Origin of the sequence: Streptosporangium sp. NPDC049644 (assembly GCF_040675205.1) — a bacterium.
Classification (GTDB): domain Bacteria; phylum Actinomycetota; class Actinomycetes; order Streptosporangiales; family Streptosporangiaceae; genus Streptosporangium; species Streptosporangium fukuiense.
Genome location: NZ_JBFAOJ010000023.1, coordinates 52,974 through 78,538, shown reverse-complemented (window position 1 = coordinate 78,538; position 25,565 = coordinate 52,974). Strand labels below are relative to the sequence as shown.

Annotated in this window: 24 protein-coding genes; 16 read left to right on the top strand and 8 right to left on the bottom strand. The window is 71.1% G+C overall.

Translation table 11 applies throughout. The features are described from left to right. Positions 1 to 97: 97 nt before the first annotated feature. From AB0J58_RS16075 to plsX, 8 genes are all read left to right on the top strand, one after another. Complete coding sequence (locus AB0J58_RS16075; RefSeq protein ID WP_364215811.1) at positions 98 to 1,033, top strand: sugar ABC transporter permease; 936 nt, start codon at positions 98 to 100, stop codon at positions 1,031 to 1,033. Then, positions 1,030 to 1,827: a carbohydrate ABC transporter permease gene (locus AB0J58_RS16070; RefSeq protein WP_364215808.1), complete on the top strand. Its 798-nt coding sequence runs from the start codon at positions 1,030 to 1,032 to the stop codon at positions 1,825 to 1,827. Before AB0J58_RS16075 ends, AB0J58_RS16070 begins: the two co-directional genes overlap by 4 nt. After that, positions 1,824 to 3,134 carry a M28 family peptidase gene (locus tag AB0J58_RS16065; RefSeq protein ID WP_364215805.1) on the top strand — a complete coding sequence of 437 codons (1,311 nt, stop codon included), beginning with the start codon at positions 1,824 to 1,826 and terminating at the stop codon, positions 3,132 to 3,134. The genes AB0J58_RS16070 and AB0J58_RS16065 overlap by 4 nt, the downstream gene beginning before the upstream one ends. Then, entirely contained in the window at positions 3,131 to 3,454 is a 324-nt protein-coding gene (locus tag AB0J58_RS16060) for a hypothetical protein (RefSeq protein ID WP_364215802.1), read from the top strand. The genes AB0J58_RS16065 and AB0J58_RS16060 overlap by 4 nt, the downstream gene beginning before the upstream one ends. 41 nt (positions 3,455 to 3,495) lie before the next feature. Next, positions 3,496 to 5,094 carry an AMP-binding protein gene (locus AB0J58_RS16055; RefSeq protein ID WP_364215799.1) on the top strand — a complete coding sequence of 533 codons (1,599 nt, stop codon included), beginning with the start codon at positions 3,496 to 3,498 and terminating at the stop codon, positions 5,092 to 5,094. 276 nt (positions 5,095 to 5,370) lie between these two features. After that, positions 5,371 to 6,831, top strand: a complete 1,461-nt coding sequence (crtI, locus tag AB0J58_RS16050) for a phytoene desaturase family protein (RefSeq protein ID WP_364215796.1) — start codon at positions 5,371 to 5,373, stop codon at positions 6,829 to 6,831. Further along, positions 6,828 to 7,727, top strand: coding sequence for a phytoene/squalene synthase family protein (locus AB0J58_RS16045; protein ID WP_364215793.1), 900 nt, complete (start codon positions 6,828 to 6,830; stop codon positions 7,725 to 7,727). The genes crtI (AB0J58_RS16050) and AB0J58_RS16045 overlap by 4 nt, the downstream gene beginning before the upstream one ends. Before the next feature lie 55 nt (positions 7,728 to 7,782). After that, positions 7,783 to 8,754, top strand: coding sequence for a phosphate acyltransferase PlsX (gene plsX / locus AB0J58_RS16040; RefSeq protein WP_364215790.1), 972 nt, complete (start codon positions 7,783 to 7,785; stop codon positions 8,752 to 8,754). 66 nt (positions 8,755 to 8,820) lie between these two features. On the opposite strand, the gene AB0J58_RS16035 is transcribed toward plsX, so the two are convergent. Next, positions 8,821 to 9,531 carry a spheroidene monooxygenase gene (locus AB0J58_RS16035; RefSeq protein ID WP_364215787.1) on the bottom strand — a complete coding sequence of 237 codons (711 nt, stop codon included), beginning with the start codon at positions 9,529 to 9,531 and terminating at the stop codon, positions 8,821 to 8,823. Here AB0J58_RS16035 and AB0J58_RS16030 point away from each other — a divergent pair. Beyond that, entirely contained in the window at positions 9,506 to 10,102 is a 597-nt protein-coding gene (locus AB0J58_RS16030; RefSeq protein WP_364215784.1) for a glycerol-3-phosphate acyltransferase, read from the top strand. The two genes, AB0J58_RS16035 and AB0J58_RS16030, sit on opposite strands and share 26 nt — an antisense overlap. Here the strand turns inward: AB0J58_RS16030 and AB0J58_RS16025 are convergent. The 3 genes from AB0J58_RS16025 to AB0J58_RS16015 are packed head-to-tail and all read right to left on the bottom strand — an operon-like array spanning position 10,044 to position 13,604. After that, complete coding sequence (locus tag AB0J58_RS16025) at positions 10,044 to 11,294, bottom strand: glycosyltransferase (RefSeq protein WP_364215781.1); 1,251 nt, start codon at positions 11,292 to 11,294, stop codon at positions 10,044 to 10,046. The genes AB0J58_RS16030 and AB0J58_RS16025 overlap by 59 nt on opposite strands. Before the next feature lie 31 nt (positions 11,295 to 11,325). Beyond that, positions 11,326 to 12,807 (bottom strand): phytoene desaturase family protein, encoded by a 1,482-nt coding sequence (gene crtI / locus AB0J58_RS16020; RefSeq protein ID WP_364215778.1) that lies wholly within the window; start codon positions 12,805 to 12,807, stop codon positions 11,326 to 11,328. Further along, complete coding sequence (locus AB0J58_RS16015; RefSeq protein WP_364215775.1) at positions 12,795 to 13,604, bottom strand: carotenoid biosynthesis protein; 810 nt, start codon at positions 13,602 to 13,604, stop codon at positions 12,795 to 12,797. Before AB0J58_RS16015 ends, crtI (AB0J58_RS16020) begins: the two co-directional genes overlap by 13 nt. 361 nt (positions 13,605 to 13,965) lie before the next feature. On the opposite strand from AB0J58_RS16015, the gene AB0J58_RS16010 reads away from it, so the two are divergent. Further along, the gene (locus AB0J58_RS16010; RefSeq protein ID WP_364215772.1) at positions 13,966 to 14,709 is read left to right on the top strand and encodes a sulfite exporter TauE/SafE family protein; all 744 of its coding nucleotides are present in this window, start codon (positions 13,966 to 13,968) and stop codon (positions 14,707 to 14,709) included. A 168-nt stretch (positions 14,710 to 14,877) separates the two neighbouring features. Here the strand turns inward: AB0J58_RS16010 and AB0J58_RS16005 are convergent, their stop codons facing one another. Together AB0J58_RS16005 and AB0J58_RS16000 are read right to left on the bottom strand one after the other, a co-directional pair. Continuing rightward, on the bottom strand, positions 14,878 to 15,297 hold the full coding sequence (locus AB0J58_RS16005; RefSeq protein WP_364215769.1) for a hypothetical protein: 420 nt from the start codon (positions 15,295 to 15,297) through the stop codon (positions 14,878 to 14,880). 13 nt (positions 15,298 to 15,310) lie between these two features. Then, on the bottom strand, positions 15,311 to 15,754 hold the full coding sequence (locus AB0J58_RS16000; RefSeq protein ID WP_364215766.1) for a hypothetical protein: 444 nt from the start codon (positions 15,752 to 15,754) through the stop codon (positions 15,311 to 15,313). A gap of 461 nt (positions 15,755 to 16,215) precedes the next feature. Between AB0J58_RS16000 and AB0J58_RS15995 the strand changes: the two genes are divergently transcribed. Continuing rightward, positions 16,216 to 16,647: a hypothetical protein gene (locus AB0J58_RS15995; RefSeq protein ID WP_364215763.1), complete on the top strand. Its 432-nt coding sequence runs from the start codon at positions 16,216 to 16,218 to the stop codon at positions 16,645 to 16,647. A gap of 540 nt (positions 16,648 to 17,187) precedes the next feature. Here the strand turns inward: AB0J58_RS15995 and AB0J58_RS15990 are convergent. Then, complete coding sequence (locus tag AB0J58_RS15990) at positions 17,188 to 18,012, bottom strand: SDR family oxidoreductase (RefSeq protein ID WP_364215761.1); 825 nt, start codon at positions 18,010 to 18,012, stop codon at positions 17,188 to 17,190. A gap of 160 nt (positions 18,013 to 18,172) precedes the next feature. On the opposite strand from AB0J58_RS15990, the gene AB0J58_RS15985 reads away from it, so the two are divergent. The 4 genes from AB0J58_RS15985 (at position 18,173) to AB0J58_RS15970 (ending at position 22,795) form a co-directional block, all read left to right on the top strand. After that, positions 18,173 to 18,625, top strand: a complete 453-nt coding sequence (locus AB0J58_RS15985) for a 2'-5' RNA ligase family protein (RefSeq protein WP_364215758.1) — start codon at positions 18,173 to 18,175, stop codon at positions 18,623 to 18,625. Between the two features lie 243 nt (positions 18,626 to 18,868). Next, a complete protein-coding gene (locus AB0J58_RS15980) occupies positions 18,869 to 19,216 on the top strand; it encodes a bifunctional 3-phenylpropionate/cinnamic acid dioxygenase ferredoxin subunit (protein ID WP_364215755.1) in 348 nt (115 codons plus the stop codon). 88 nt (positions 19,217 to 19,304) lie between these two features. Next, complete coding sequence (locus tag AB0J58_RS15975; protein WP_364215752.1) at positions 19,305 to 20,435, top strand: aromatic ring-hydroxylating dioxygenase subunit alpha; 1,131 nt, start codon at positions 19,305 to 19,307, stop codon at positions 20,433 to 20,435. A gap of 71 nt (positions 20,436 to 20,506) precedes the next feature. Then, complete coding sequence (locus tag AB0J58_RS15970; protein ID WP_364215749.1) at positions 20,507 to 22,795, top strand: FdhF/YdeP family oxidoreductase; 2,289 nt, start codon at positions 20,507 to 20,509, stop codon at positions 22,793 to 22,795. Here AB0J58_RS15970 and AB0J58_RS15965 read toward each other — a convergent pair. Further along, positions 22,761 to 23,546 (bottom strand): IclR family transcriptional regulator, encoded by a 786-nt coding sequence (locus tag AB0J58_RS15965; protein WP_364215746.1) that lies wholly within the window; start codon positions 23,544 to 23,546, stop codon positions 22,761 to 22,763. The two genes, AB0J58_RS15970 and AB0J58_RS15965, sit on opposite strands and share 35 nt — an antisense overlap. Before the next feature lie 132 nt (positions 23,547 to 23,678). Between AB0J58_RS15965 and betA the strand changes: the two genes are divergently transcribed. Then, complete coding sequence (betA, locus tag AB0J58_RS15960; protein WP_364215743.1) at positions 23,679 to 25,319, top strand: choline dehydrogenase; 1,641 nt, start codon at positions 23,679 to 23,681, stop codon at positions 25,317 to 25,319. Positions 25,320 to 25,565 lie beyond the last annotated feature (246 nt).

The window sequence follows — 25,565 nt, the reverse complement described above, 5'->3', positions numbered from 1 at the left end:
CGATGACCCTGGCCGCAAAGACCGCCGAGGCGGCCGTGCCCGCGGCCTCGCCGAGGCCGGGGAAGGACGGGCGCGGCAGGTCGCGCCGGGAGGCCCGATGACCCTGACCACGAAGAGCGTCGAGGTACCCGTGCCCGCGGCCTCGCCGAGGCCGGGGAAGGACGGGCGCGGCAGGTCGCGCCGGGAGGCGGGGGCCGGGATCGTGCTGACGATCCCGGTGGCCGTCTTCTTCGTCGTCTTCTGGCTCGTGCCGTTCTGCGGTGCCGTGTACCTCAGCTTCACCGACTACGAGATGGCCGGCGTCCCAAGGTGGATCGGGCTGGACAACTACGCGCGGATGCTCCAGGACCCCGGGGTCTGGAACTCGGCGTGGATCACCGTCGTCTACACGGTCTGCACGGTCCTGCCGACCATCCTGCTCGCGCTGCTCGTCGCGGTGCCGCTCAGCGGGCCCGGCCGCCTCAACCGCGTGCTCCGCTCGCTGGTCCTGGTGCCCGCGGTGATGCCGCTGGCCGCGACGTCGATGGTGTGGGTCATCATCTACTCCGACCGGGGTCTGGCGAACACGCTGCTCGGCGCCGTCGGCATCGAGCCGCAGTCGTGGCTGACCAGCTCGGATCTGGCGATCTGGGCGCTGGTCGTCATGGTCGTCTGGAAGAGCCTGGGGTTGTTCGTCATCATCCTGACGGCCGGGTTGCAGGCGCTGCCCCGGGAGGTCTACGAGGCCGCGGCGATCGACGGTGCCGGGCCCGTCACCACGTTCCGCAGGATCACCGTCCCGCTGCTCCGCAGGACCCTGCTGTTCGTGCTGGTCATCTCCGTCGCCGGATCGATGCAGGCCTTCGTGCCCGCCTTCCTGCTCACCGGCGGCGGTCCGGCCGACGCCACCCAGGTACTGCCCTACTACATCTGGGCCAACGCCTTCCCCTACGAGCACATGGGCTACGCCTCCGCGCTGGCCATGATGCTGCTGGTCGCGATGCTGGTCGTCTCGATCGTCCAGTTCGGCTTCCTGCGGGGTGGGGACGAATGAGGGTGCTTCGGACCGTCTGGCTGCTGAGCGCCGTGGGCGCGATGCTGCTGCCGATCTACGTGATGCTCGTGGTCGCCTCCGCTCCCGACGACACCGATCTCGGCGGGCTGGTCTTCAACGGCTTCCACCTGCCGGAGAACCTCGCCGAGTTGTTCGCGGGCGAGGGTTTCCCCGTCTACTTCCGCAACAGCGTGATCTACTGCGTCGGCAGCGGGGCGATGGACGTGCTCTTCTCCTCGGCCGCGGGCTACGCCCTGGCCCAGCTGTCCTTTCCCGGCAGGCGCGTGCTGTTCGCGCTCGTGGTCGGCACGCTCGCGCTCGCCCCGATGGTCATGATCATTCCGGTGTTCCTGATCGTCAAGGAGCTGGGCTGGGTGAACACCCTCCAGGGAGTGATCGTCCCCGGCATGATCAGTGCCTTCGGCGTCTTCCTGGTCCGCCAGTTCGCCCTCGGCGTCCCCAAAGAGCTGATCTTCGCGGCGCGCGTCGACGGGGCGGGGGAGCTGCGCATCTTCCTCCGGGTGGCGCTCCCGCTGCTGCGGCCGGCGCTGGTGACGCTCTTCCTCATCCACTTCCTCGCCCAGTGGGACAACCTGCTCTGGCCGCTCATCGTCGCCAACGACCCCGCACTGTGGTCGCTGCCCGTGGGACTGGCCAACTTCCAGAGCGAGCACGGTTTCAACTACCACCTCATGACCGCCGCCGCCCTGGTCACCGCCGTGCCGCCGTTCCTGCTGCTGGCCGGGCTGCAGCGCTACTACGTGGCGGGGCTCACCTTCGGAGGGGTCAAGTGACGGTCCCGGACACCGCCGAGATCATGGCGTGGATCGAGACGATCACGGCCAGGGGGATCCGGCGTCCCGGATACCCCGCCGACGCGTGGACGGAGAGGTGGGCGGCCGGGCTGCTGGCGGGTTTCGGGCTCGACGTGCGCCTCGCGCCGGTCGAGGTGCCCACCTGGCACCCTGTCACCGCCACGCTCCGCGCCCACCTGGACGCCGATCCGCCCCGCGCCGTCGAGGTGGAGGCGTTCGCCCTGCCGTACACCACCCCGAAGGCGACGGTGACCGCGCCGCTCACCCGGTCGGCGGCCCCCGGTCGCATCGCGGTGCGCGAGCACACCTTCGCCGAACTGCCCCAGGCCCTGGTACGGGGGATCGCCACCGCCGTGCACGACCCCGACGGCGACTTCGACGGCCTGGTGCAGACGCTGCCGTTCGCGCCCGGCTACCTGGAGGACCTCGACGGGGCGGTCACCTCGGGGGCGGCCGGGTACGTCGGGGCGCTGACCGGCGTCCCGTGGGAGACACGCGACTACTACGTGCCCTACGACGCGGTGCACCGGCCCGTACCCGCGGTCTGGTTGTCGGCGGCCGACTCGCGGCGGGTGCTGGCGCTGATGGACGAGGGGCCCTGCGCCGGCAGGCTGTCCGTGGAGTCGGAGACCGCGACCGCGACCTCGCACAACGTGATCGCCACCCTGCCCGGGCGGGGCGACGGCTGGGTGATCGTCGCCTCGCACCACGACGCCCCCTGGGCCTCCGCGGTGGAGGACGCCTCCGGTGTCGCGCTGGTGCTGGCAGCCGCCAGGCACTGGTCGCGGGTGCCGGAGGAGGACAGGCCGCACAACCTGCTCTTCCTGCTGACCGCCGGGCACATGGCGCACGCGGCGGGCACCCGGGCGTTCATCGAGGAGAACCGTGCTCTGCTGGACCGGGTCGTGCTCCAGGTCCACCTGGAGCACGCGGCCCGCGAGTGCCGCGCGGAGGGCGGGACACTGGTGCCCACCGGTGCCCCCGAACCGCGCTGGTGGTTCACCACCCGGCGCCCCGAGCTGGAGCGGCTCGTCGAGCGGGCGCTGGTCGCCGAGGACCTGCGCAGGTCGTTCGTGCTGCCGCCCGACGTGTTCTCGCCGATGCCGCCGACCGATGGCGCCTTCTTCCACCCGGAAGGGGTGCCACTGGTGCACTTCCTCGCGGCCCCCATGTACCTGTTCGATTCCGCCGACACCCTCGACAAGGTCGACGAGGCGAGCCTGGTGCCGCTGACCCGCGCGGCGATCCGCATCGTCGAGGGCACCGAGGGATGGAACCCCAGATGATCGTGCGAACCCCCTCCGGCCTGGTCAGGGGCCACCTCGACGGGACGGTACCGATCCAGCCCGTCGTGGACGGCGACCTGCAACATCGACCTGCCCTTCGCCTTCGGCGCGCTGGACGCGCCGGGCGTACGGCGGGGCAGCGGCCCCCGAGGGCGCTCGCCGAGGCGATGCACGGCGCCTGGGGGCGGTTCGCCCGCGACGGCGACCCGGGACGGCCCGGCTACGACCGCTCCCGCAGGCAAGTAATGATCTTCGATACCGAGTCGGAGGTCGCCGACGATCCGCTGCGACCGCAGCGGCACCTCTTGCGGGAGCCGTGAGCGGCGTGCACCTTGTTACTCAGCGACCGGAGGTTTCCCACATGCTGTCCTACTCATGCGCCGTCTCGGGCGCCCCCCTCCTCGGCGAGACCATCGGGGAGAACTTCGAGCGGATCGTGGCCCGCTTCGGTGACCGGGAGGCCCTGGTCGACCTGCCGGGCGAGCGCCGCTGGACCTACGCCGAGCTGAACGCCGACGTCGACCGGCTGGCCAGAGCCCTGATCGCCCGGGGTGTCGCCAAGGGGGACCGGGTCGGGATCTGGTCGCCCAACTGCGCCGAATGGGTGATCGTCCAGTACGCCACCGCGAAGGTCGGCGCGATTCTGGTCAACGTCAACCCCGCCTACCGCGGGCACGAACTCGACTACGTCGTCCGCCAGTCCGGAATGCGGCTGCTGATCAGCGCGGTGAGCCACAAGACGAGCGACTACCGCGCGATGGTCACCGGGATCGGGTTCGCCGACGTCGCCTACATCGGCGAGGAGAGCTGGCACCGCCTGCTGGCCGGGGCCACGGACGTCGGCCCCGAGAGCCTGCGCGAGCGCATGGCCTCGCTGACCTTCGACGACCCGATCAACATCCAGTACACCTCGGGCACCACCGGCTTCCCCAAGGGCGCGACCCTGTCGCACCACAACATCCTCAACAACGGCTACTTCGTCGGTGAGCTGGTCGGCTACGACGAGACCGACAGGGTCTGCCTGCCGGTGCCCTTCTACCACTGCTTCGGAATGGTCATGGGCAACCTCGGGGCGACCTCCCACGGGGCCTGCGTCGTCATCCCCGCGCCGGGCTTCGACCCCGCCGCCACCCTGCGGGCCGTGGAGCGGGAGCGCTGCACCTCCCTGTACGGGGTGCCGACCATGTTCATCGCCGAGCTCGGCGAGCTCGGCCGCGCCGAGTACGACCTGTCGAGCCTGCGTACCGGGATCATGGCGGGCTCGCCCTGCCCGGTGGAGATCATGAAGCGGGTGGTCACCGAGATGAACATGCGCGAGGTGGCGATCTGCTACGGGATGACGGAGACCTCGCCGGTGTCCACGATGACGAGGGCCGACGACGATCTGGCCCGCCGCACCGAGACGGTCGGCCGGGTGATGCCGCACATCGAGGTCAAGATCGTCCACCCGGAGAGCGGCCTGACCGTCCCGCGCGGTGAGCCCGGCGAGCTGTGCACCCGCGGCTACTCGGTGATGCTCGGTTACTGGGACGAGCCCGCCAGGACCGCCGAGGCGATCGACGCAGCCCGCTGGATGCACACCGGCGACCTGGCCACCATGGACGACGACGGCTACGTCAACGTGGTCGGACGCATCAAGGACATGGTGATCAGGGGCGGTGAGAACGTCTATCCCCGCGAGCTGGAGGAGTTCCTGCACGGTCATCCGGACATCGACGACGTCCAGGTGATCGGTGTCCCCGACCCCAAGTACGGAGAGGAGCTGATGGCCTGGATCGTCATGCGGCCGGGGGCCGTCCCGCTGACGGCCGAGGCGGTCAGGGACTTCTGCGCCGGGCGGCTCGCCCACTACAAGGTGCCCCGCTACGTCCATCTGGTCGACGGGTTCCCCATGACGGTGACGGGCAAGATCCGCAAGGTCGAGATGCGCGAGCAGGCGATGCGGCTGCTCGACCTCTGACCTTCGTCCGCGCTCCCGCGGGCCGGGCGCCGTCCGCCGGTCGTCCGTGCGGGACGACCGGCGGCAGCTCACCGCGCCTCGGCTCCCCGGTCCCGAAAGGGCGGGGGAGCCGGCGCCGTCTTTACGTCTTCTTGCGCGACGGGTTGATTTATCCGCAGCCCGGCCCGGGGATGGGTCGTCCGACACCATTGATCATGGGCCGTGCGCCCGCCGTCGGACGGACGCATCCGAACGCGTACGCGCGGACCCCGCGGACCTGGTGACGAGGAGGAGCGCGTGCGCCATGTCGTGGTGATCGGCGCGGGTCTCGGCGGCCTGGCCGCCGCGGTCCGGCTGGCCGCCGCAGGGCGGGACGTCACGATCGTGGAAGCCGGCCAAGCGCCCGGCGGCTGCTGCGGTACGGCCGCCGTCGGCGAGTACCGTTTCGACACCGGCCCCTCCGTGCTGACCATGCCCGAGGTCCTCGCCGACGTCTTCACCGCGGCCGGGCAGGACATGGAGAGCCTGCTCCCGCTGCGGCGGCTGGACCCGTACTACCGGCTGCGTTACCACGACGGCTCCCACCTGGACGTGGTGGCGGGCGAGGACGCCATGGTCGAGCAGGTGCGCGCGCTGTGCGGAACCGCGGAGGCCGACAGGTACCGGCGCTTCCGCATCCGGCTCGGCGAGCTCTTCGAAGCCGAGTGGCCCGCGTTCATAGACCGCGACATGACGCGGCTGCGCGACCTCGCCCGGCCGCGCGTCCTGGCCCGCCTGGCGGCCCTGGGCGGCTTCCGCAGCCTGGACTCCCTGGTCAGAAGCCACCTCACCGACCACCGGCTGGTCAAGGCGCACACCTTCCAAGCCCTGTACGTGGGCCTGCCGCCGCGCAGGGCGCTGGGGATCTACGCGGTCATCGCCCACATGGACACCGTCGGCGGCGTCTTCTTCCCACGACACGGCGGCATGCGGGCCATCCCGCGGGCCCTGGCCGCGCTGGCCGAGAGGGCGGGCGCGCGGATCAGGTACGGGGTGCGCGCCATCAGGGTCGAGACCGGGTCCTCGGGTGTCCGCGGGGTGCGGCTCGACACCGGGGAGCGCCTTGCGGCGGGGAACGTCGTGGTCGCCTGTGACCTGCCCCGGGCTCATACCGGGCTGCTTCCCGAGGAGGCGGGCGACTGGCGGCTCCGCCGCCCCCGCTACTCGCCCTCCTGCCTGGTCCTGCACTTCGGCCTGGACCGGAGGCTCACCGGGCAGGCGCACCACACCCTGCACTTCGGCAGGGAGTGGGACGCCACCTTCGCCGCGCTGCGGGCCGGACGGCCACAACCCGATCCGAACCTGCTGGTCACCTATCCGGAGTCCGACACAGACGCCGCTCCGACCGGCCACGCCACCCTCACCGTGCTGGAGCCGACCGCCAACCTGCACGGCGGCGCCGACTGGGACCGGCTCACCCCGGAGTTGGCGGACCGGCTGCTGGCGAGGCTCGCCGACCTCGGCTACGGCGACCTGTCCCGCGCGCCGAGGCTCACCCTCGACCCGCCCGCCTGGGCGCGGCTCGGCCACTCGGCCGGCACCCCGTTCGCCCTGGACCACCGTTTCACCCAGACCGCCTGGTTCCGGCCGGCGGGAGTGTCCCGGCGTGTCCCGGGACTGCACTTCGCCGGTATGTACACCGCGCCGGGGGTGGGGGTGCCCCCGGTGCTGATCTCCGGCAGGCTCGCCGCGGAACGCGTACTGGAGACCTCCCGATGACCCTGACCGCGAGTTACGAACTCTGCCGCAGGCTCAACGCCCGTCACGGTCGCTCCTACTACCTGGCCACCCTGCTGCTGCCCGCCTGGAAACGGCCGCACGTGCACGCCCTGTACGGCTTCGCCCGCTACGCCGACGAGATCGTGGACTCCTTCACGATGACCGGCGACAGGGCAAGGGCACTCGACGGCCTGGCCGCGCGACTGGCCGTCACGCTGGAGGGTGGCACCACCGACGACCCGGTGCTCCCCGCGTTCACGCAGACCATGCGCTCCTTCGGCATCGATCACGGCGACGTGGCGGCGTTCCTGCGCTCGATGCGGGCCGACCTGACCGTGGCCCGCTACGAAACCTACGACGACCTGCTCGCCTACATGGAGGGTTCGGCCGCGGTGATCGGCACGATGATGCTGCCCGTCCTCGAACCGCTGCCGGGCATGCGGGACAAGGCCTGTGAGCCGGCCCGCCAGCTGGGGCTGGCCTTCCAGCTGACCAACTTCCTGCGCGACGTGGCCGAGGACCTGGAACGCGGCCGGGTCTACCTCCCGCTGGAGGACCTGGACAGGTTCGGAGTGGAGGTGGCCGACCTGGGGCGCGACGCTCCCACCCCGGCCCTGCGCGAGCTGCTGGCCTTCCAGATCCGGCGGGCCAGGGGTCACTACGCGCGGGCCGGCGAGGGGATCGGCATGCTGACCCCCTCCTCCCGGCCGTGCGTCCGCGCGGCCTTCCAGCTGTACGGCGGCATCCTCGACCGGATCGAGGCCGCGGGCCACGACGTCCTCGGCGGCAGGGCGGCCGTACCCGGGCGGAGGAGACTGGCGATCTTCACGCGGCACCTGCTCGCGGCGTCCGCGGCCGGCCGCGCCGAACGCCGGCTGATCGCCGAGGTGCCGTGAACCGGCCGGGCGGGGCCGGCACGAGGTCGTCCAATGCTGTCGTCGGGAGGGTGTGATGTCGGAGCCTGTGGCCGTCGACGCGATGGGCGGAGACCACGGACCGGGCGAGACGGTCGCCGGGGCGGTCGTGGCCCGGCGCGAGCTCGGAATCCCCGTGGTGCTCGTGGGCCACTCCGGCGCCGTCCGCGCCGAGCTCACCCGCCACGGCGCCGTCGGCGAGATCGGCGTGGTGCACGCCGAGGACGTCGTCCCGATGACCGAGCGGGGCGCGGGAGCGGTCTTCTCCACCACGACCAGCCTGACGGTCGGCTGCGACCTCGTACGGCGGAAGGAGGCGTCGGCGTTCGTGTCGGCCGGTTCCACGGGCGCGGTCGTCTCGTGCGCCATCCACGGCATCGGGCGCGCCCCGGGCGTCCTGCGGCCCGCCCTGGCCATCGCACTGCCCTCGGTCACCGGCGGCGCGACCGTGCTGATCGACGTCGGGGCGACCTCCGACCCCATCCCGGAGATGATCGCCCAGTTCGCGCTGCTCGGCGCCTCCTACGCCCAGCTCGTGCTGGAGGTCGCCGATCCGTCGGTGGGCCTGTTGTCGATCGGCTCGGAACCCGGCAAGGGCAACCGGCTGACCCGCAGTGCCGGTGAGCTGCTCGCCGGGCTGCCGTTGCGCTTCTGCGGCAACGTGGAGGGACACGACGTGCTCGCGGGCACCGTCGACGTGATCGTCACCGACGGTTTCACCGGGAACGTGGTGCTCAAGAACGTCGAGGGTTCGGTGCGGGCCGCGCTGACGCTGGTGGCGCGTTCCGGGGCCGCCGGAGCCGAGGAGTTGCGGGCGGTGGCCCGCCGCTACGCCCCGGAGGCCCACGGCGGGGCGGCGCTGCTCGGTCTGATCGGCACCGTCGTCGTCGCGCACGGTTCCTCGCGGGCGGCGACGATCGCGCGCGCCTGCGCGGTGGCGCACGATCTCGCCGAGGGCGGGGTCGTCACCCGGTTCGCGGACCGGCTCACCCCGGAGGCCGCCCGTTGAGCGGCGCGGCGGAGTCTCGTCGCGGCGGGGCGACGGAGCCGAACCGGTGTGACCTCGGCGCCGAGGTCAGGCCAGCGGGTCGGCGCCGTCCCAGGTGCCCTCGCTCGCGTAGGGGGAGAAACGGGCGAACAGCTCCTCGGAGTACCAGTCCTGCGCGCGCGTCCTGCCGATCACCTGCCGGTGTGCCCGGCCCCGGTGGGCGAAGTCCCGTACCGCGGCGGCGTCACGCCAGAGCGAGAACGTGCCCTGGCGGGCCAGCGGCCACTCGCCGACGCCGACCGAGGCCAGGCAGCCGTCCTGCTCGGCCAGGAGGCGGTCCACGCCGGGGACCGAGCGGTAGAACGCCACCAGGCGACGGGGCCGGATCGACGCGCGGGTCAGCACGGCGACCGGGCCGCAGGGGGCGCGTTCCCGGGTGTTCCGCAGGAGGGGGCCGAACGGGTCCACCCCGTCCCACCTGCCGCGCGAGGTCAGCGGAGCCAGCCGCACCTGCCAGGACTCCCGTGCCTCGCGTCGCCAGCGCGCCGCCACCGGGGAGTCGCTCAGAAAGCCGTCCAGGGCACGCTCCTCGCGCCACACCGCCAGCAGTGCCCAGCGGCGCAGGTCCGCCCCCGCGCTCGTCGACGCCCCGCGGCCGGAGCCGAGCAGCCGCCAGAACGCCAGCCCCGGCGTGCGCCCCAGCACCGGCCGGTCGAACGCCATGTGCCGCATGGCACCCAGATCCGGGTATCTCGTGAGATGGAAGGAAACGATGGGCCCGTTGCTCGTCTCGGTCATCGGCGGCTACCTTCTCGGGTCCGTGCCGGTCGCCGTGCTGGTGGCCCGCGCGCACGGGTTCGACCCCCGCGAGGTCGGTGACCGCAACCCCGGCTTCTGGAACGTCAGGGAGCGGATCGGCTGGCGGGCCGCCGTGCCGGTCTTCGCGGGTGACACGCTCAAGGGCACCCTCGCCGGGCTGCTCGCCCTGGTGGCCTGTGGCACGCCCCCCGCCTGGCCCGGCGGGGTGCGTGGCGACAGCGTGCCGGCCGTGTACCTGGCGGTGGCCGCCGCCATGGTCGGGCACGCCTGGCCGCTCTTCGCCGCCTTCAGGGGCGGACGGTCGATCCTGGCCCTCGCCGGAGGCTTCGCCGTCATCTGCCCACCCGGTTTCCTGCTCGGTGTCGCCACCCTGGTCACAGCCGTCGTGGTGACCCGGTCCTTCGCGATCGGGGCGAGGGTCGGTGTCTTCGGCATCCCGCTGTTCCAGCTGTTCTTCGCGCCGGTCACGCACGTGATCGGGACCGGCCTGCTCATGTGCCTCGTCGGGCTGCGGTTCGGTCAGGCGGCATGGGCTTCCCGCCCGTCGTGACCCGGCCCGTTCGCCCGTCCGCCGTCGCCCGGGCCGATCGTCCGTACGTCGTGACCCGGCCGAGGCGGACGCCCGTCGTGGCGGCCGGGTAGACACGGCCCCGCCAGCCGCGTGCCGGGCGCAACGTGGTCTGCGTCAGCCGCAGCGCCGCCAGCGGGTCCAGCAGCGGGGAGAGCAGCACACCGGGACCCGGCCGCGTGTAGCTGCCGCGCAGCGCGCCGGCCAGCAGCAGCCGTACGGCCAGCAGGCCCAGGTCGAGCCGGGTGGTCCTGCCGCTCGCCAGCCGCAGCACGGGCAGCGCGGTGGCCAGCCAGACCACGGCCAGGTCGGCGGCCTGCCAGCCGGGCCCGGTGACGTCGCGCAGCGACAGCGACCGCCCCCACTCCCGCCACACCCCGGCGGCCGAATCGTGCATGTCGACCTCCAGCAGGTTCCCGGCCTCCAGGAATCCCACTGCCCACCCCCGGGCCGCCAGCGTCCTGGCCAGCGCCACGTCGTCGGCCAGGTGCCCGCGGACCCGCGCGAACCCGTCGACGTTCAGCATCGCCGTACGGCGGAAGGCCATGCACTGGCCGTTGGCCACCGCACGGTGCGGAGCCGGGGGAGTGGGCGGCCCGATCGGGCCGAAGCGGTAGACCAGCGTCGCCAGGAACGAGGCGTGCAGCGCCTGCTCGGCTGTCCCCTCGCACATGTACCTGGGGCCCACGCTCACCAGGTCGTAGCCGTCCAGCACCGTCGCGAGCGCGCCGATCAGTCCCGGCGCGGGCCGGGCGTCCGCGTCCAGGGTCACCACGACCTCGCCCACCGCCGCCTCGACCCCCTGCTTCAGGGCCCACTGCTTGCCCACCCAGCCTTCGGGAAGCGGCGCTCCGATGAGGACCTTCGCGCCGAGCCGGGAGGCCAGTTCCGCCGTGCCGTCGAGTGACTCGTCGTCGACGACGACGACCTCCGCGACGGCCGGATCGGCGAGCACCGCCGACAGGCAGGGGCCGAGGCGGGTCTCCTCGTCGCGGGCGGGGATCACCACCGAGACGCGCGGTGGCGCCGTCCTCGCCGTCCTCGTCGAGGTCGACGCGTGGGCCGGCGCGTCGGCCGGCACGGGGTTCAGCGCGGGCAGGCGGTGCCGCCCCCGGGCCAGGCGCACCGCCACCGCCAGCGCGGCGGCGGCCTGCAGCACGGTCAGCGCTCTCATCGCGACACCTCCACGGTCTCGGGCGGATGGTTCACCGGGCGGTTTCGGGTCCGCGGCCTCCGGTGGTGGTCAGGCGGGAGGAACCGGTGGGGAAGTCCTGCTCGACGAGCGAGGCGACGATGCGGGCGCCCATCGTGACCAGCGGCAGCCCGCCGCCGGGATGTGCCGAGCCGCCCACCAGGTACAGGCCGCGCCGAGGCCCCCGGTTGCCGGGGCGGCGCAGCGGCGCGAACCGGCCCGAGCAGGCGGCGCCGTAGATCGAGCCGCCCCACGCGCCGTAGCGGTCGCGCAGGTCGGCGGGGGTGAACAGGTCGACGAAGCGCAGCCGCCCGGACAGGTCGTGTCCCCGGCGGGCCAGCCGCTCCAGCACCAGGTCCCGGTACGCCTCGGGTGACATCGGCCACCGGTCGGGGTCGCGGGCCGGGACGTTGACCAGCATCACCTGGTTCTCCGCGCCCCGCGGAGCCTGTGACGGATCGTCCACGGCCGAGCAGCCGATGTAGACGGTGGGATCCTCGGGCGGCCTGCGCCGCCGGAAGATGTCGGAGAACTCCCGCGCGTAGTCGGCGGAGAAGACGATCGAGTGGTGCGCCAGCCCTTCGGTCCTGCCGTCCACCCCGGCCAGCAGCAGGAACACCGAGGAGGAGGTGCCGAGTTCGGCGATGCGCCGCAGCCGCCGCCGGTCGGGAAGCAGCCGCCCGTACAGCGCGGCCGCGTCGGTGTTGGCGACCACGATGTCGGCGCGTTCGCGCTCTCCGGAGGCGAGCCGCACCCCCCGGACCCGTTCGCCGTCGGCGAGCACCCGCGCCACCTCGGCGCCCAGGACGATCTCCACCCCGGTCTTCTCCAGCATCAGGGCAAGGGCGTCGGCGATGCGGGGCAGCCCTCCGGAGACGTACCAGCCGCCCTCGCCGTGCTCGATCGCCGGGATGCACCCCAGCGCGGCCGGGGCCAGGTACGGGCTGGAACCCGCGTACGTCGCGTAGCGGTCGACGTACTGCCACAGCCGCGGATCGGTGAAGAAACGGCGGGCCAGGCCGTGCAGGGTCCTGCCGGGGGCGACCGCCAGCAGGTCGGGCAGGCGGGCCTCGGTGGGTGGGCGGATGAGCGGTCCGGTGAAGAAGGTACGGCGCGACGCCTCGAAGCAGCCCCGTGCCCAGTCGTGGAAGGCCAGCCAGTTTCGGCCCTCGCCGGGAGCGAGCCGGTCGACCTCGGCGGCCATCCTGGCCGGGTCACGGTACGCCGCCAGCGTCGAACCGTCGGCGAAGAGGTAGCGGCACAGCTCGTCGAGCTCGACGAGGTCGAGCTCCAGCCCGAGATCGGCGAAGAGGCCGGGCAGGGTCAGCAGGGAGGGACCGAGGGAGAAGGTGAAGCCGTCCCTGGTGTGCTCGGCGAGCTTGCCGCCGAGGCGGGGGAGCCGCTCGTACAGGCGCACCCGGTGTCCCTCCCGGGCCAGCAGCAGGGCGCAGACCATGCCCCCGACGCCGCCCCCGATCACCGTCACCTCCGGCATCCGCGTCCCCAGCTGAGCAGGACGAACAGGCCCATGCACGTCCCTCCCGCGACGGCGACCAGCGGATCCGGCGGGTCGAAGACCGCCGCGAAACCGACGGTCTCCATGACCGCCATCGCCGTGTATATCGACACCAGTCCGGCGCTCCACGCCGCGGGCTCGGGCACGAGGCGCTCGATCAGGACCATGACCAGCAGCGAGACGACGAGCCAGCCGGCGAAGTTACCGAGGGGGATGCCCCGGTAGGGGCCGGGGGCCTGCCAGATCCACAGGCCCAGCCGGGTCATCTGCGGGTCCAGGAACACGTCCCAGGCGGTGAGCGCGAGCGCTCCCAGCACGACCCGTGCGGCCCGGCTGCCGGGTGCGATCGCGGCGGCCACCGCGTGGGCCGGCAGGCCCATGCCACCCCAGGCCAGCGCCACGATCACCGGTACCCCGCCGAGCACCGGCTGGAGGACGCCGGTGTAGTGGTAGTCGCCGAACGGCAGCCCCGTCCTGGTCCCGACCCACTCAGCGGCGTACCCGATCGCGACCACGGCGCTGAACGCCACCACGGCCCCGGCGGAGGAGTGGGTCACCGAGGCGAAGGCCAGCGCGCTCGTCACCAGCAGCAGGACGACCACACCGGTCAGCGCGATCGGCCGAGGCTGCAGCCCCGAGGCGACCTGTGCCACCACCATCGCGGCCAGCGACACCGCGCCCAGCGCGCCCATCGTCCTCGACGCGCGCGTCGCCACGGGACCCACCGGCGGTGGCCACACCCGCAACGCGCCGGGCTCCTCCCGTCTGCTGTTCACCTGGTGGCTGTGCCCGATGAACGGTCATTCGATCGGCTGGACGAGGTCAGGTTCCCTTTGAAAACCCGATCTCAGCCGGTCCTCCGAGCGAGCCCGGCCGGACGTGACCGCTCCGCGCGTACGTCCCGTGCGGTGCCTGCCTCCACATCGGAAGGTACCTGGGGCACAGAGGGACGTGACCGCTCCGCGCGTACGCGCGAAGAGGTGAAGCCTGGTCATAGGAACGGGTGAGCCGGATGCGCTGGTTTGTCGTGTCCGCCGCCCTTGCCCTTTGCGAGGTCCGTTGAGGTATCCGGCGAGCGTCCGTGGCCGGTGGACCGGGGACCGCGCCGGGTCGGGATGTGTGATTGGCTGTCCCCCCGTGAACGTCGCTGAGGTGCTGGGTCTGTTCGGAGCCGGAATGCTGGCCGGGGTGGTCGGCACGGTGGTGAGCCTGGCCTCGATCATCTCCTACCCGGTGCTGCTGGCGTTCGGCCTGCCGCCGGTGACCGCGAACGTGACGAACACGGTCGCGCTGACGTTCAACGGGGTGGGGGCGGCGTTCGGGTCGCGGCCGGAGCTGGCCGGACAGGGGGCAAGGGTCCTGCGACTCGGCACGATGACCCTGCTCGGCGGGGCGGTGGGGGCCGGACTGCTGCTGGTGACCCCGTCCACCACGTTCGAGGCGATCGCGCCCTGGCTGATCGCCTTCGCCTCGCTGCTGCTGCTCCGCCCGCCGAACACGATGACGGGGTACGGCGGCGAGGACGGGTGGAAGGCGCGCGCCGCCATGTTCGCCGTCGCGATCTACATCGGCTACTTCGGGGCAGCCGGCGGGGTTCTCATGTTCGCGGTGCTCTCGGCCGTGCTCGACCAGCCACCCGTCAAGATCAACGCTCTGAAGAATGTCGTGTCCGCCCTGGCCAACGGGGTGGCGGCGATCGGCTTCGCCCTCTTCGGGCCGGTGCAGTGGTCGGCGGTGGTGCCCCTCGCCCTGGGCTTCCTGCTGGGCGGGCGGCTCGGTCCGGTGATCGCCCGCCGCCTGCCCGGCCGCGCCCTCCGCCTCGGCACCGCCACCTGCGGCCTGCTCGTCGCGCTCAAACTCGGCGTCGACGTCTACGCGTGAGCCGTCTCCGCCGTACGAGCGTCCAGAGTCCGGGAGCCGTCCTGGAATCCGGCCACCGTCGAAAGACGCGGTGCCGCGCCTGATGAAGAGCACAGCGAGGGCAGGTCGAGGTCAAGGGGCCGGGGTTCGCATCCACGCTGCCGAGCCCGCCGAAGAGCGGTACCCGATCTAGCCGAGGTCGAAGGCGACGTCGGCGAGGTCAACGGTCCGCACCTCCGGGTCGTCGAGGAGCTCGCGCAGGTCGGCGAGTTTCCAGTGGTCGACGACGAGCCCGTACACGACGCCCTCCTCGGCCGCCCCCGCGAGCCAACCGTGGCTCAGCCCGAACTCGTCGAGGTCGTCCCCTTCGCCAAGCAGTCCGACCCACCTGCGGAACTCCGCCAACGCCGCTTCGGGCTCGGTCTCGCACTGATAGTCGACTTCCTCCCAGCTGTTCTCCTTGGTCATGCCGCGGTTCCAGACGACCGCGTTCAACGGGGGATCGCCGCTGGAGTCGTCGTAGTAGGACGGGGAGTAGATGTAGGAGACGCTTCCCTCTCCGCAGAGTTTGTGCCTCCGCTTGAAGGCGACAAGCCGATCGGTGGTCATCGGGTGCGCGAACTCAACGACCGCGACGGCGTCGAGCGTCGGGGGGGAGTCCGTCGATGGTCTTCCGGGCCGTCTCCGCCGGCCCCATGCCGACACTGGGATCCGCCTGCACGGAATCGATCGCGTCGCCCAGACTGCCCGACGGCCCGTCGAGGGAGGGGGCCCGGACGGCGCCGAACAGGTTCTCCACGATCTCGTACTTCGTCTCCCCCTCGCCGGGACCGGCCCGGCGCGGTTCCCCCCACAGCATGTAGGTCGTCTCCAGCAGCCCCCCGCCATCGCCGTAACCGTAGAACAGGCGCTTGTCCGGGTTCGCGACGCGGGCGGCCGTGCCGTACACCCGAGCCGTCCGCTCGTCGTCGAAGTCGATGAACAGCCACAGCGTCCGGTCGACCGCGCTGAGGGCCAGGAACAGCGCCACGGTGACGGCCAGGACCTTGACCAGGGATCTGGCCACATGCGCCCAGTCGGGCTCCCCCCGTTCACCACCGCACGCTCCTGCCACCTAGATCAAATCGGGTACGACGCACCATAGCCGCTCGGAACCGGTGTGTACCGGGAAGATCGGGCATTGTGGAGAGCATGTTCATCCCCATCGGCCGCGTAGCCGACGAGCAGCCGTGTCATGGCGGGAACGCGGGTGTCATGGCGCCTTTTTGCATCCTGGTCAGGGAAGGGTTCCGATGCGTCGTGAGGCGCTGAACGGTCCCGGGTGCGAGCGGGCTTCAGGGGCGCTCTGCTGAGCTGTGGAAACGCATGATGAGGAAAGCTCGGTGATCGAGAACACCGTGGGCGGCCACGATGCCGCTGGAGGCGTTCGGCCGACGCCGATCGCGTCCCGCCGGAGCCGGTCAGGGCTGGAGTCCCGATACGTCAGGCTACCTTGACGTCAAGGCAGCCTGACGAAATACTGGACCCATGTCTACTCCTGACGAGCTGGAACGCCGGTTCACGCTGCTGGCCGCAGCCGCACGCTACGACGCGCTACGCACCCGTGACGCCCTGGCCGCACCGGCCGACGAGGACGACTCCGCGCTCGCGCAGCCCGACCCCGACGCGGAGCCTCTGACCCGGGGCGAGGCGCTGGAGCTTCTCGCGCTGGGCGAGGTGATCGCACGGAAGGCGGGCTACGGGCGTCAGCTCTCCGTGCGCTCCGCCCGCCGAGCGGGCGCCTCGTGGTCGCAGATCGGTGCCGCGCTGGGAACCAGTAAGCAGGCGGCGTGGGAGGCCCACAACCGATGGATCGACGAACAGGCCGGGGAACGCGACGGTCACTGGGGCTGGGACGAGAACGACGTGGCGGCCGCCCGCACACTCGCCGGCGACCCCGAAGGCGAGAACGCGGAATGAGCGAGACCGCCGTCCGTCCTTTCGTCCTCGACATCGCGCAGGCCGACCTGGCCCACCCTGCCCGGCGGCTCGCTGTCGTGCCTCCCGTGCGATGGTCTCCTGCCGGTCGGTCTCGGCGCGCAGGGCCTCAAGGCTGTCGGCGTCGACCGTCCGCTCGGCCTCGGCTCTGTGCGCGGACGGTTGACGCCGACCTGGCCCCGCGCTGAGCGCGCAGGCGAAGACGGAGCGGTGGCGCCGCAGATCTGCGGTGTCCGCGGACGTGGCGGGACGAGGCTTTGGGCTTCGAAGGTCGCCTCTTGTAGCTCACCGGTCTCCGCTCCGAGACGAGCCGGCGCCTCAACAGGAGAAGGGGATCGAACGAAGGACACGCAAGAGACGTCGTGGAACGGCCCGGACTCCGAAAGTCAGCTGAACTCCTCATGCAGGTCTGACACCGCAACTCCCTTGATCAGCCGCACGTCATGATGCCTGTCGTCACCGGCTCATGGGGATGTCGACGACTGGACTCGACGATGAGAGGGCTGACTGGTGAGGGTTTGCTCAGGACATGCGGATGAGCTGCCCGGTGATGTAACGAGCCTGGTGCGATGCCAGGAAGACGATGACCTCGGCGACCTCCTCCGGCCGGCCGACGTGCCGCAGCGGGCTGCCGGCCCGGACCGCCTCCTCGATGACCGGGGTGATCCAGCCGGTGTCGGTGGCAGGCGGGTGGATCATGTTCGCGGTGACGCCGTAGCGACCGAGTTCGGCGGCGGCGGACATCGTATAGTTTTCCTGGGCCGCTTTGGCCGCGCCGTACGAGACTTCCTCTGGGAAGCCACCGGAGCTTCCGGAGGTGAGACCGATGATCCGGCCCCACGTGGCGTCGCGTTGTACGTGGCGGCGGGTGAACTCGGCGATCAGCAGGGCGGGTGCGCGCACGTCCACGGCGAATTGCCGGTCATGGGAGTCGGCGTCGACAGGGCGCAGCTCGCGCCCGAAGCGGTCACGCGCGTTGGGCAGGAAGGTGTCGGCCAGCCAGCCACTGGCGTTGTTGATCAGGATCTCCACCGGTCCGAAGGCCGCTTGTGCCCGGTCGAACAGCAGGCCCGCGACGCCCGGCTCTGCCAGGTCGGCCTCGATGGACTCGGCTCGGCCGCCGTCGGCCCGGATCCGGGCCACGACCTCGTCGGCGCCCTGTGCCCGTAGCCTGCCGTAGGCGTCGGGGAAGGCCGGATCGCCGGCGTGCTCGGCCGGGTCCAGTCGTTTACAGGTGAGCAGCACTGCCGCTCCGCACGCGGCCAGCGCGATGGCGGTCGCCGCGCCGATGCCCTGGTTCGCGCCGGTGACAAGTGCCACCCGGCCGGTCAGCTGAGGATCGATCATGGTTGTACCCTGGCACCCGCGGGGGCGGGCCGACGACTGGTTTTCCCCGGCTGGTCAGGGTTCGCGGATGCGGACGCCGAACCCTTCGTCCGATGAGATGAGGCGACGCACTGCCTCGCCGAACAGCACACCCGGATGCCTCCGCGACGGATGCTCACCGATGTCACGCGTGTTCATCGGCGGACGCAGGCCCTGTTGCGTGGCGGCAAGCAGCGGCTACGTCAGACCCGTGACCTGCTGCGAATCGACGCCGATCACCGTGACCATCGGGCGCGTGCCCTACCACCCCGAGGCCATCGTGCTGGAGGTGCGGCCGGCCGAGCGCCTCTTGCCGATGCTCGAAGCGGTACGGGCGGCGGCCCGCGCGGCTACCGGCCGAGACGGCGTGCCTGCCCACGAGCCGTGGACGCCATATGTCACGGTGGCGTACAGCACCGCGAACGGCCCGGCGGCTCCGGTCATCGAGGCGCTGGGGCGGGGGTTGCCGGAGAGTGAGATCACGATAGGTGGCATCAGCCTTGTCGTTCAGGATGGTCCCGAGACCTCGTGGGACTGGCGCCCTGTCGCCGAGGTGCCGTTCGGCGCGGATCGCCATCAGATCTTGCCTGATTAACAGGGTTTTCTCGTTAATCCTCGCAAGTGATCGCGCCCTTTCCGGAAGAGAGTCAGAGCAGGGGACACATCATCACGGCACATACTGCGCGGACCGCCGACCGCTGACCTGAGCGGCGGTGACGGGTATACCTATCGGCCTCCGCGCGACCATGGGGAAGGGCCTTGACAGTGGGATTTCCGGAGGTCACGCTGTTGCGTATAGCGCTGCTTGTTCTGCTTTACGAAACCGGGGTTTGTTGCGATGATCCCTGTCTGCCCCCTCGCGGCCCTTCCTCCGGGTGAGGCTCATCGGCTCGACGTCGACCCGCCCATCGCCGTCTTCCACACCGAGGACGGCGAGATCTACGCCGTTGACGACACCTGCACCCACCAGGACGCCTCGCTCTCCGACGGGTGGCTGGAGGGGGGCGAGATCGAGTGCCCGCTGCACGCGTCGAGTTTCGACCTGCGGACGGGGCGGCCGAGCAGCCCTCCGGCCAAACTGCCGCTGCGCACCCACCGGGTGGTGATCTCCGACGAGATCGTCTATGTGGTGCCCTCCGAGGAGCCGCCGAACCTGCCGCCGGGCGTCCGCGCGGGTACGGCATGACGCCGACCCGCGTACCGTCCGGCGGGGAGTTCGCCGGGAAGCCGGTGCCGCGCCGTGACCCGTCGGCACGGCGGACCGAGGAGCGATCGTGACCGCGAGAAGCCTGCCGCCCAGCGTGATCGCCACCCTGCCCGGCGGCCACTACACCGACGAGAACGTCTTCGCCCTGGAGCAGGCCCGCATCTTCGAGTCGATGTGGTTCTGCGTCGCCCGCGCCTCCGACCTGGGAAAGCCGGGGGCTTTCCGGACCGTCCAGGTAGGCCGGGAGAGCGTCCTGGTCACCCGGGCCAGGGACGACTCGATCCGGGCCTTCCTCAACGTCTGCCGCCACCGTGGCGCCCGGATCCGCACCGAGGAGTCCGGCGAGGTCAAACGGGCCTTCCAGTGCCCGTACCACGCCTGGACCTACGATCTCGAAGGCAGGCTGATCGCCGCGCCGAACCTGACGAGGATGCCCGACCTCGATCGGGTCGAGTACGGGCTGGTCAACGTGGCCGTGCGCGAGTGGAGCGGGTACGTGTGGGTCTGCCTGGCCGACGAGCCGCCGTCGTTCGAGGCGGATGTGATCGGTGAGGCGACGGCCCGGCTGGGCGACGAGCGGGCCATCGAGAGCTACGACATCGCCAACCTGGCGGTGGGCCGCAGGATCGTCTACGACGTGCGGGCCAACTGGAAGCTCATCGTCGAGAACTTCATGGAGTGCTACCACTGCGCCACCATCCATCCCGAGCTCACCGAGGTGCTGCCGGAGTTCGCCGACGGCTACGCGGCGCAGTCCTTCGTCGGGCACGGAGCGGAGTTCGGCGAGGAGATCCGGGGGTTCACCGTCGACGGCTCGGCGGGGGTGGACCGTATCCCGGGGGTCGGCGAGGAGCAGGACCGCCGCTACTACGCGATCACCATCAAACCGCAGGTCTTCGTCAACCTGGTGCCCGACCATGTGATCTGGCACCGGATGTTCCCGCTGGCGGCTGACCGGACGATCGTGGAGTGCGACTGGCTCTTCCTCAAGGACGTCGTGGAGGCGGGCACCGATCTCGGTCCGTCCGTCGAGCTCTTCCACCGGGTCAACGAGCAGGACTTCGCGGCCTGTGAGAGGTGCCAGCCGGCGATGAACTCCCGCGCGTACGCCCGGGGTGGGGTCCTGGTGCCCAGCGAGCACCACATCGGGGTCTTCCACGACTGGCTGATCGACAGGCTGGGTACCGGGCCGGACTGATGGAAGGGGAGCGCCTATAGTGTGCGCAACCCGCCGTTTCAGGGGGGGAGGGCAAGGAAGGAGGCGCGAGGATGGCCAGGAAGGCTCCGCGCGACGACGTCAACGAGGACGGCATCGAGATCGGGTCCCCCAAGGAGTGGGCGGCCGGTATACCGGGAGTGACCCGGTCGTTGCTGACCGCCAATGCCCAGATGGGCGTCGGCCGCACCCTCCTCACCCTGGCAGGGGTCAACCAGAAGGAAGGCTTCGACTGCCCCGGTTGCGCCTGGCCCGAGGGGGAGCACCGCAGCCCGTTCGAGTTCTGCGAGAACGGCGCGAAGGCGGTGGCCGAGGAGGCCACCGTCCGCAGGGTCACCCGTGACTTCTTCGCCCGGCACACCGTCGACGACCTGGCCGGGCACACCGAGTACTGGCTGGGCCAGCAGGGGCGGCTCACCGAGCCGATGCACAAGCCCGCCGGCTCCGACCACTACGTCCCGGTGAGCTGGGACGACGCCTTCTCCCTGATCGCGCGGGAGCTGCGCGCGCTGGACAGCCCGGACGAGGCGCTCTTCTACACCTCGGGGCGCACCTCGAACGAGGCCGCGTTCGTCTACCAGCTCCTGGTGCGCAGGTTCGGCACCAACAACCTGCCGGACTGCTCCAACATGTGCCACGAGTCCAGCGGCTCGGCGCTCACCGAGACCCTCGGTATCGGCAAGGGCACGGTCTCGCTGGAGGATCTCCACCGGGCCGACCTGATCTTCGTGGTCGGTCAGAATCCCGGCACCAACCACCCGCGCATGCTCTCGGCGTTGGAACGAGCCAAGCGCGAAGGTGCCCGGATCGTCGCGGTCAACCCGCTGCCCGAGGCCGGGCTGCTCCGCTTCAAGAACCCGCAGCGGGCCTCCGGGCTGGTGGGCAAGGGTACGAGGCTGTCCGACAGGTTCCTGCAGATCCGGCTCAACGGCGACCTCGCGCTCTTCAAGGCGATGTCGCTGCTGCTGCTGGAGGCCGAGGAGGCCGCCCCCGGAACCGTGATCGACCGCGACTTCGTCGAGGCGCACACCCACGGCTTCGACGAATGGGCCGAGGATCTGCGCTCCCTGGACTGGGCGGAGGTCGAGGAGGCGACCGGGCTGGACCGCCCGGCCGTCGAGGAGGCCGTACGGGAGGTGCTGGGCGCGAAGTCGGTGATCGTGTGCTGGGCGATGGGGCTCACCCAGCACAAGAACTCCGTCGCCACCATCAGGGAGGTCGTCAACTTCCTGTTGCTGCGCGGCAACGTGGGTCGCGCGGGCGCGGGGGTCTGCCCGGTCAGGGGCCACTCCAACGTCCAGGGTGACCGCACGATGGGCATCTACGAGAAGCCACCGGCTCGGTTCCTGGACGCGCTACGCGACGAGTTCGGCTTCGAGCCGCCCCGCGAGCACGGCTTCGACACCGTGGAGGCGATCAGGGCGCTCCGCTCCGAGCAGGCGAAGGTCTTCATCGCGATGGGCGGCAACTTCGTGTCGGCCACCCCCGACACGGCGGCGACCGAGGAGGCGATGCGCCGGGCCAGGCTGACGGTGCAGGTCTCCACCAAGCTGAACCGCTCGCACGCCGTGTGCGGGCGCGAGGCGCTCATCCTGCCCACGCTGGGACGGACCGAACGCGACGGCGACCGTTTCGTCACGGTCGAGGACTCCATGGGCATGGTGCACGCCTCGCGGGGCAGGCTGCGGCCCGCCTCCGACGATCTGCTCTCCGAGGTGGAGATCGTCTGCCGGCTGGCCGTGGAGCTGTTCGGTGACGATCCGCACGTGCCGTGGCAGGAGTTCGCGGCCGACTACGACGCGATCCGCGACCGGGTCTCTCGGGTGGTGCCCGGATTCGACGACTTCAACACCAAGGTCCGCGCTCCCGGCGGCTTCGCGCTGCCCAACGCGCCCCGCGACGAGCGACGCTTCCCGACCGCGACGGGCAAGGCCAACTTCACGGTCAACGAGCTGGAGGTGCTGCGGGTGCCGCCGGGGCGGCTGCTGCTGCAGACGGTCCGCAGCCACGACCAGTACAACACCACGATCTACGGCATGGACGACCGCTACCGGGGCGTGCGCAACGGCCGCCGGGTGGTCTTCGTGCACGCCGACGACCTGGCCGAGCGGGAACTGGCCGACGGGGACATGGTGGACCTGGTCAGCGAGTGGCCCGACGGGGAGCGCAGGGCGGAGGCCTTCCGCGCGGTCGCCTACCCGACCGCGCGCGGCTGCTGCGCCGCGTACTTCCCGGAGACCAACGTGCTCGTCCCGCTCGACTCGGTGGCGGAGACCTCCAACACCCCCACCTCCAAGAGCGTGGTGGTCAGACTCGTCCGGCGTACCCCAGGCGGTGGCTGATGTCGCGGGCGCCGGCTATCACGAGCGGTGCCAGCTCGTGCAGCCGGTCCTCGCCGAGGCGGTACGCGGGGCCTGACGCGCTGACCGAGGCGACGATCTCACCGTCGTAGGAGCGGATGGGCGCGGCGACGGCGTTCAGGCCGATCTCGTACTCCTCGACGGTGACGGCGTAACCCCGCTCGCGGGCCTCTCCCAGTTGCTCCTCCAGGGCGGCGACGGAGGTGATCGTGTTCGGGGTGTAGCGCTCCAGGCCGCTCGCGGAGAGCAGCCGGGCCCGGTGCGCCTCGTCGAGGTGGGCCAGCAGGACCTTCCCGCTGGAGGTGGCGTGCAGCGGGGTGAGCTGGCCGACCCAGTTGTGCGTGGTGACGGCGGAAGGGCCGCGTACCTGGTCCAGGTTGACCGCGTAGTGGGAGCGCAGCACCGCCAGGTTCACCGTCTCGCCGAGCTCCTCGGCGAGGCGGCGGCAGACCGGGCGGCTCTGCTGGGTCAGGTCGAGCCGGGAGGCCACCCCGCCCGCGAGGCGGACGAGGCCGAAGCTGAGGCGGTATTTTCCCCGGTCCTCGGCCTGCTCGACCAGGCCGCGCGCCTCCAGCGCGCCCAGCAGCCGGAACGCCGTCGACTTGTGCACCGATATCTCCTGGGCTATCTCGCTCACCCCGGCCTCGCGGCGTTCGGCGAGGATCTCCAGGATGGTGATGGCCCGGTCGACGGACTGGACTCCACCGCCGCTGTCGGTGCGATCGTTGCCCATGGCGCAACTGTAGGCGCTGGAAAGGGAACGAACGTCATCGGGGACGACAATATCCGTTGCGAATAGTGCACCCTATTGCGCTATTAGCTCCAATTTCGGACACTGTTCCTGCTTGAGGGAGGCGAGGCAGACATGTACGACTTTGTCATCGTTGGAGGTGGCTCGGCCGGAAGCGCCCTCGCCAACCGGCTCTCCGCCGACCCTGCCAACCGGGTACTGGTGCTGGAGGCGGGCCGCCCGGACTACCCGTGGGACGTCTTCATCCACATGCCGGCCGCGCTGCCCTTCCCCATCGGGAACCGTTTCTACGACTGGAAGTACACCTCCGAGCCCGAGCCGCACATGCACGGCCGCCGTATCTACCACGCCCGGGGCAAGGTGCTGGGCGGATCGAGCAGCATCAACGGCATGATCTTCCAGCGGGGCAACCCGCTGGACTACCAGCGCTGGGGCGCCGACCCCGGCATGGAGACCTGGGACTTCGCCCACTGCCTGCCGTATTTCAAGCGCATGGAGAACTGCCTGGCCGCCGACCCCGCCGACCCGATGCGCGGGCGGGGCGGGCCCCTCGTGCTGGAGCGCGGGCCGGTGCGCAACCCGTTGTTCGGGGCGTTCTTCGAGGCGGTGCAGCAGGCCGGACACCCGCTGACCGACGACGTCAACGGCTACCGCCAGGAGGGCTTTGCCCGCTTCGACCGCAACATCAGCAGGGGACGCCGGCTGTCCGCCGCCCGCGCCTACCTGCACCCGGTCGCCAACCGCCCCAACCTGGAGATCAGAACGCGGGCGCACGTCACCGGAGTCCTCTTCGCCGGAAAGCGGGCCGTCGGTGTCGAGTACGACGGCCGAAAGGTTCGCGCGGGCGAGGTCATCCTCTGCGGCGGCGCGATCAACTCCCCCCAGCTGCTCCAGCTCTCCGGGGTGGGCGACGCCGCCGAGCTGGGCGCCCTCGGCGTCGACGTCGTGTGCGACCTGCCGGGCGTCGGCGAGAACCTCCAGGACCACCTGGAGGTCTACATCCAGTACGGCTGCAGGCGGCCGGTCTCGATGCAGCCCGCGATGAAGTGGCGCAACCGGCCGTGGATCGGCGCGCGCTGGCTGTTCGCGCGCAGCGGCCCCGGTGCGACCAACCACTTCGAGGCGGGCGGCTTCATCCGGGGCAACGACGACGTCGACTACCCCAACCTGATGTTCCACTTCCTGCCCATCGCGGTCCGCTACGACGGCTCGGCTCCGGCGGGCGGGCACGGCTACCAGGTGCACATCGGGCCGATGTACTCGGACTCCCGAGGCTCGGTGAAGATCAGGAGCACCGACCCCCGGGTCCACCCGGCGCTCCGTTTCAACTACCTGTCCACCGCGCAGGACCGGCGCGAGTGGGTGGAGGCGGTCCGGGTCGCCCGCGACATCCTCAACCAGCCGGCCATGGACGAGTTCAACGCGGGGGAGCTGTCGCCGGGGCCCGGGGTCGAGACCGACGAGGAGATCCTCGACTGGGTGGCCAGGGACGGCGAGACCGCGCTGCACCCCTCGTGCACCGCACGGATGGGTGTCGACGACATGTCCGTGGTGGACCCGCTCTCCATGCGGGTACACGGCCTCGAGGGGCTGCGCGTGGTGGACGCCTCGGTGATGCCGTACGTGACCAACGGCAACATCTACGCGCCGGTCATGATGGTGGCGGAGAAGGCGGCGGACCTGATCCTGGGCAACACCCCGCTCGCTGCCGAACACGTCGACTTCTACCGCCATCGCGACGGCTTGGCCCACTGATCACGGGTGCGTTGACCGGCCATCCGGCCGTGCGGTCCGATTACGGGCCGGATGTCGAATTCCCGCGGAAAAAAGCCGGTTCACCATTCGGATAATGGCGGGGGTGAGATTTCCGCGATTGCGCTGGCACGGTAACGAAGCCCGTAAAGCCTTGACTGGGTGAATGAAGAGGGTCGATTCTGTTTCTCGCTAAGCGGTCCGATGCGCCATACGCAACGAGCTACGCGATGACCGGAAGGATGCCCC

Bases quoted from the DNA above. Each gene is read 5' to 3' on its own strand.
- AB0J58_RS15985 (WP_364215758.1), top strand. From the start codon at position 18,173: ATGTCACGCGTGTTCATCGGCGGACGCAGGCCCTGTTGCGTGGCGGCA.
- betA (WP_364215743.1), top strand. From the start codon at position 23,679: ATGTACGACTTTGTCATCGTTGGAGGTGGCTCGGCCGGAAGCGCCCTC.
- AB0J58_RS15965 (WP_364215746.1), bottom strand. From the start codon at position 23,546: ATGGGCAACGATCGCACCGACAGCGGCGGTGGAGTCCAGTCCGTCGAC.
- crtI (WP_364215778.1), bottom strand. From the start codon at position 12,807: ATGCCGGAGGTGACGGTGATCGGGGGCGGCGTCGGGGGCATGGTCTGC.
- AB0J58_RS16025 (WP_364215781.1), bottom strand. From the start codon at position 11,294: ATGAGAGCGCTGACCGTGCTGCAGGCCGCCGCCGCGCTGGCGGTGGCG.
- AB0J58_RS16075 (WP_364215811.1), top strand. From the start codon at position 98: ATGACCCTGACCACGAAGAGCGTCGAGGTACCCGTGCCCGCGGCCTCG.
- AB0J58_RS16060 (WP_364215802.1), top strand. From the start codon at position 3,131: ATGATCGTGCGAACCCCCTCCGGCCTGGTCAGGGGCCACCTCGACGGG.
- AB0J58_RS16030 (WP_364215784.1), top strand. From the start codon at position 9,506: ATGGGCCCGTTGCTCGTCTCGGTCATCGGCGGCTACCTTCTCGGGTCC.
- AB0J58_RS16035 (WP_364215787.1), bottom strand. From the start codon at position 9,531: ATGACCGAGACGAGCAACGGGCCCATCGTTTCCTTCCATCTCACGAGA.
- AB0J58_RS15970 (WP_364215749.1), top strand. From the start codon at position 20,507: ATGGCCAGGAAGGCTCCGCGCGACGACGTCAACGAGGACGGCATCGAG.
- AB0J58_RS16055 (WP_364215799.1), top strand. From the start codon at position 3,496: ATGCTGTCCTACTCATGCGCCGTCTCGGGCGCCCCCCTCCTCGGCGAG.
- AB0J58_RS15995 (WP_364215763.1), top strand. From the start codon at position 16,216: ATGTCTACTCCTGACGAGCTGGAACGCCGGTTCACGCTGCTGGCCGCA.
- AB0J58_RS16005 (WP_364215769.1), bottom strand. From the start codon at position 15,297: ATGACCACCGATCGGCTTGTCGCCTTCAAGCGGAGGCACAAACTCTGC.
- plsX (WP_364215790.1), top strand. From the start codon at position 7,783: ATGTCGGAGCCTGTGGCCGTCGACGCGATGGGCGGAGACCACGGACCG.
- AB0J58_RS15980 (WP_364215755.1), top strand. From the start codon at position 18,869: ATGATCCCTGTCTGCCCCCTCGCGGCCCTTCCTCCGGGTGAGGCTCAT.
- AB0J58_RS16070 (WP_364215808.1), top strand. From the start codon at position 1,030: ATGAGGGTGCTTCGGACCGTCTGGCTGCTGAGCGCCGTGGGCGCGATG.
- AB0J58_RS16045 (WP_364215793.1), top strand. From the start codon at position 6,828: ATGACCCTGACCGCGAGTTACGAACTCTGCCGCAGGCTCAACGCCCGT.
- AB0J58_RS15990 (WP_364215761.1), bottom strand. From the start codon at position 18,012: ATGATCGATCCTCAGCTGACCGGCCGGGTGGCACTTGTCACCGGCGCG.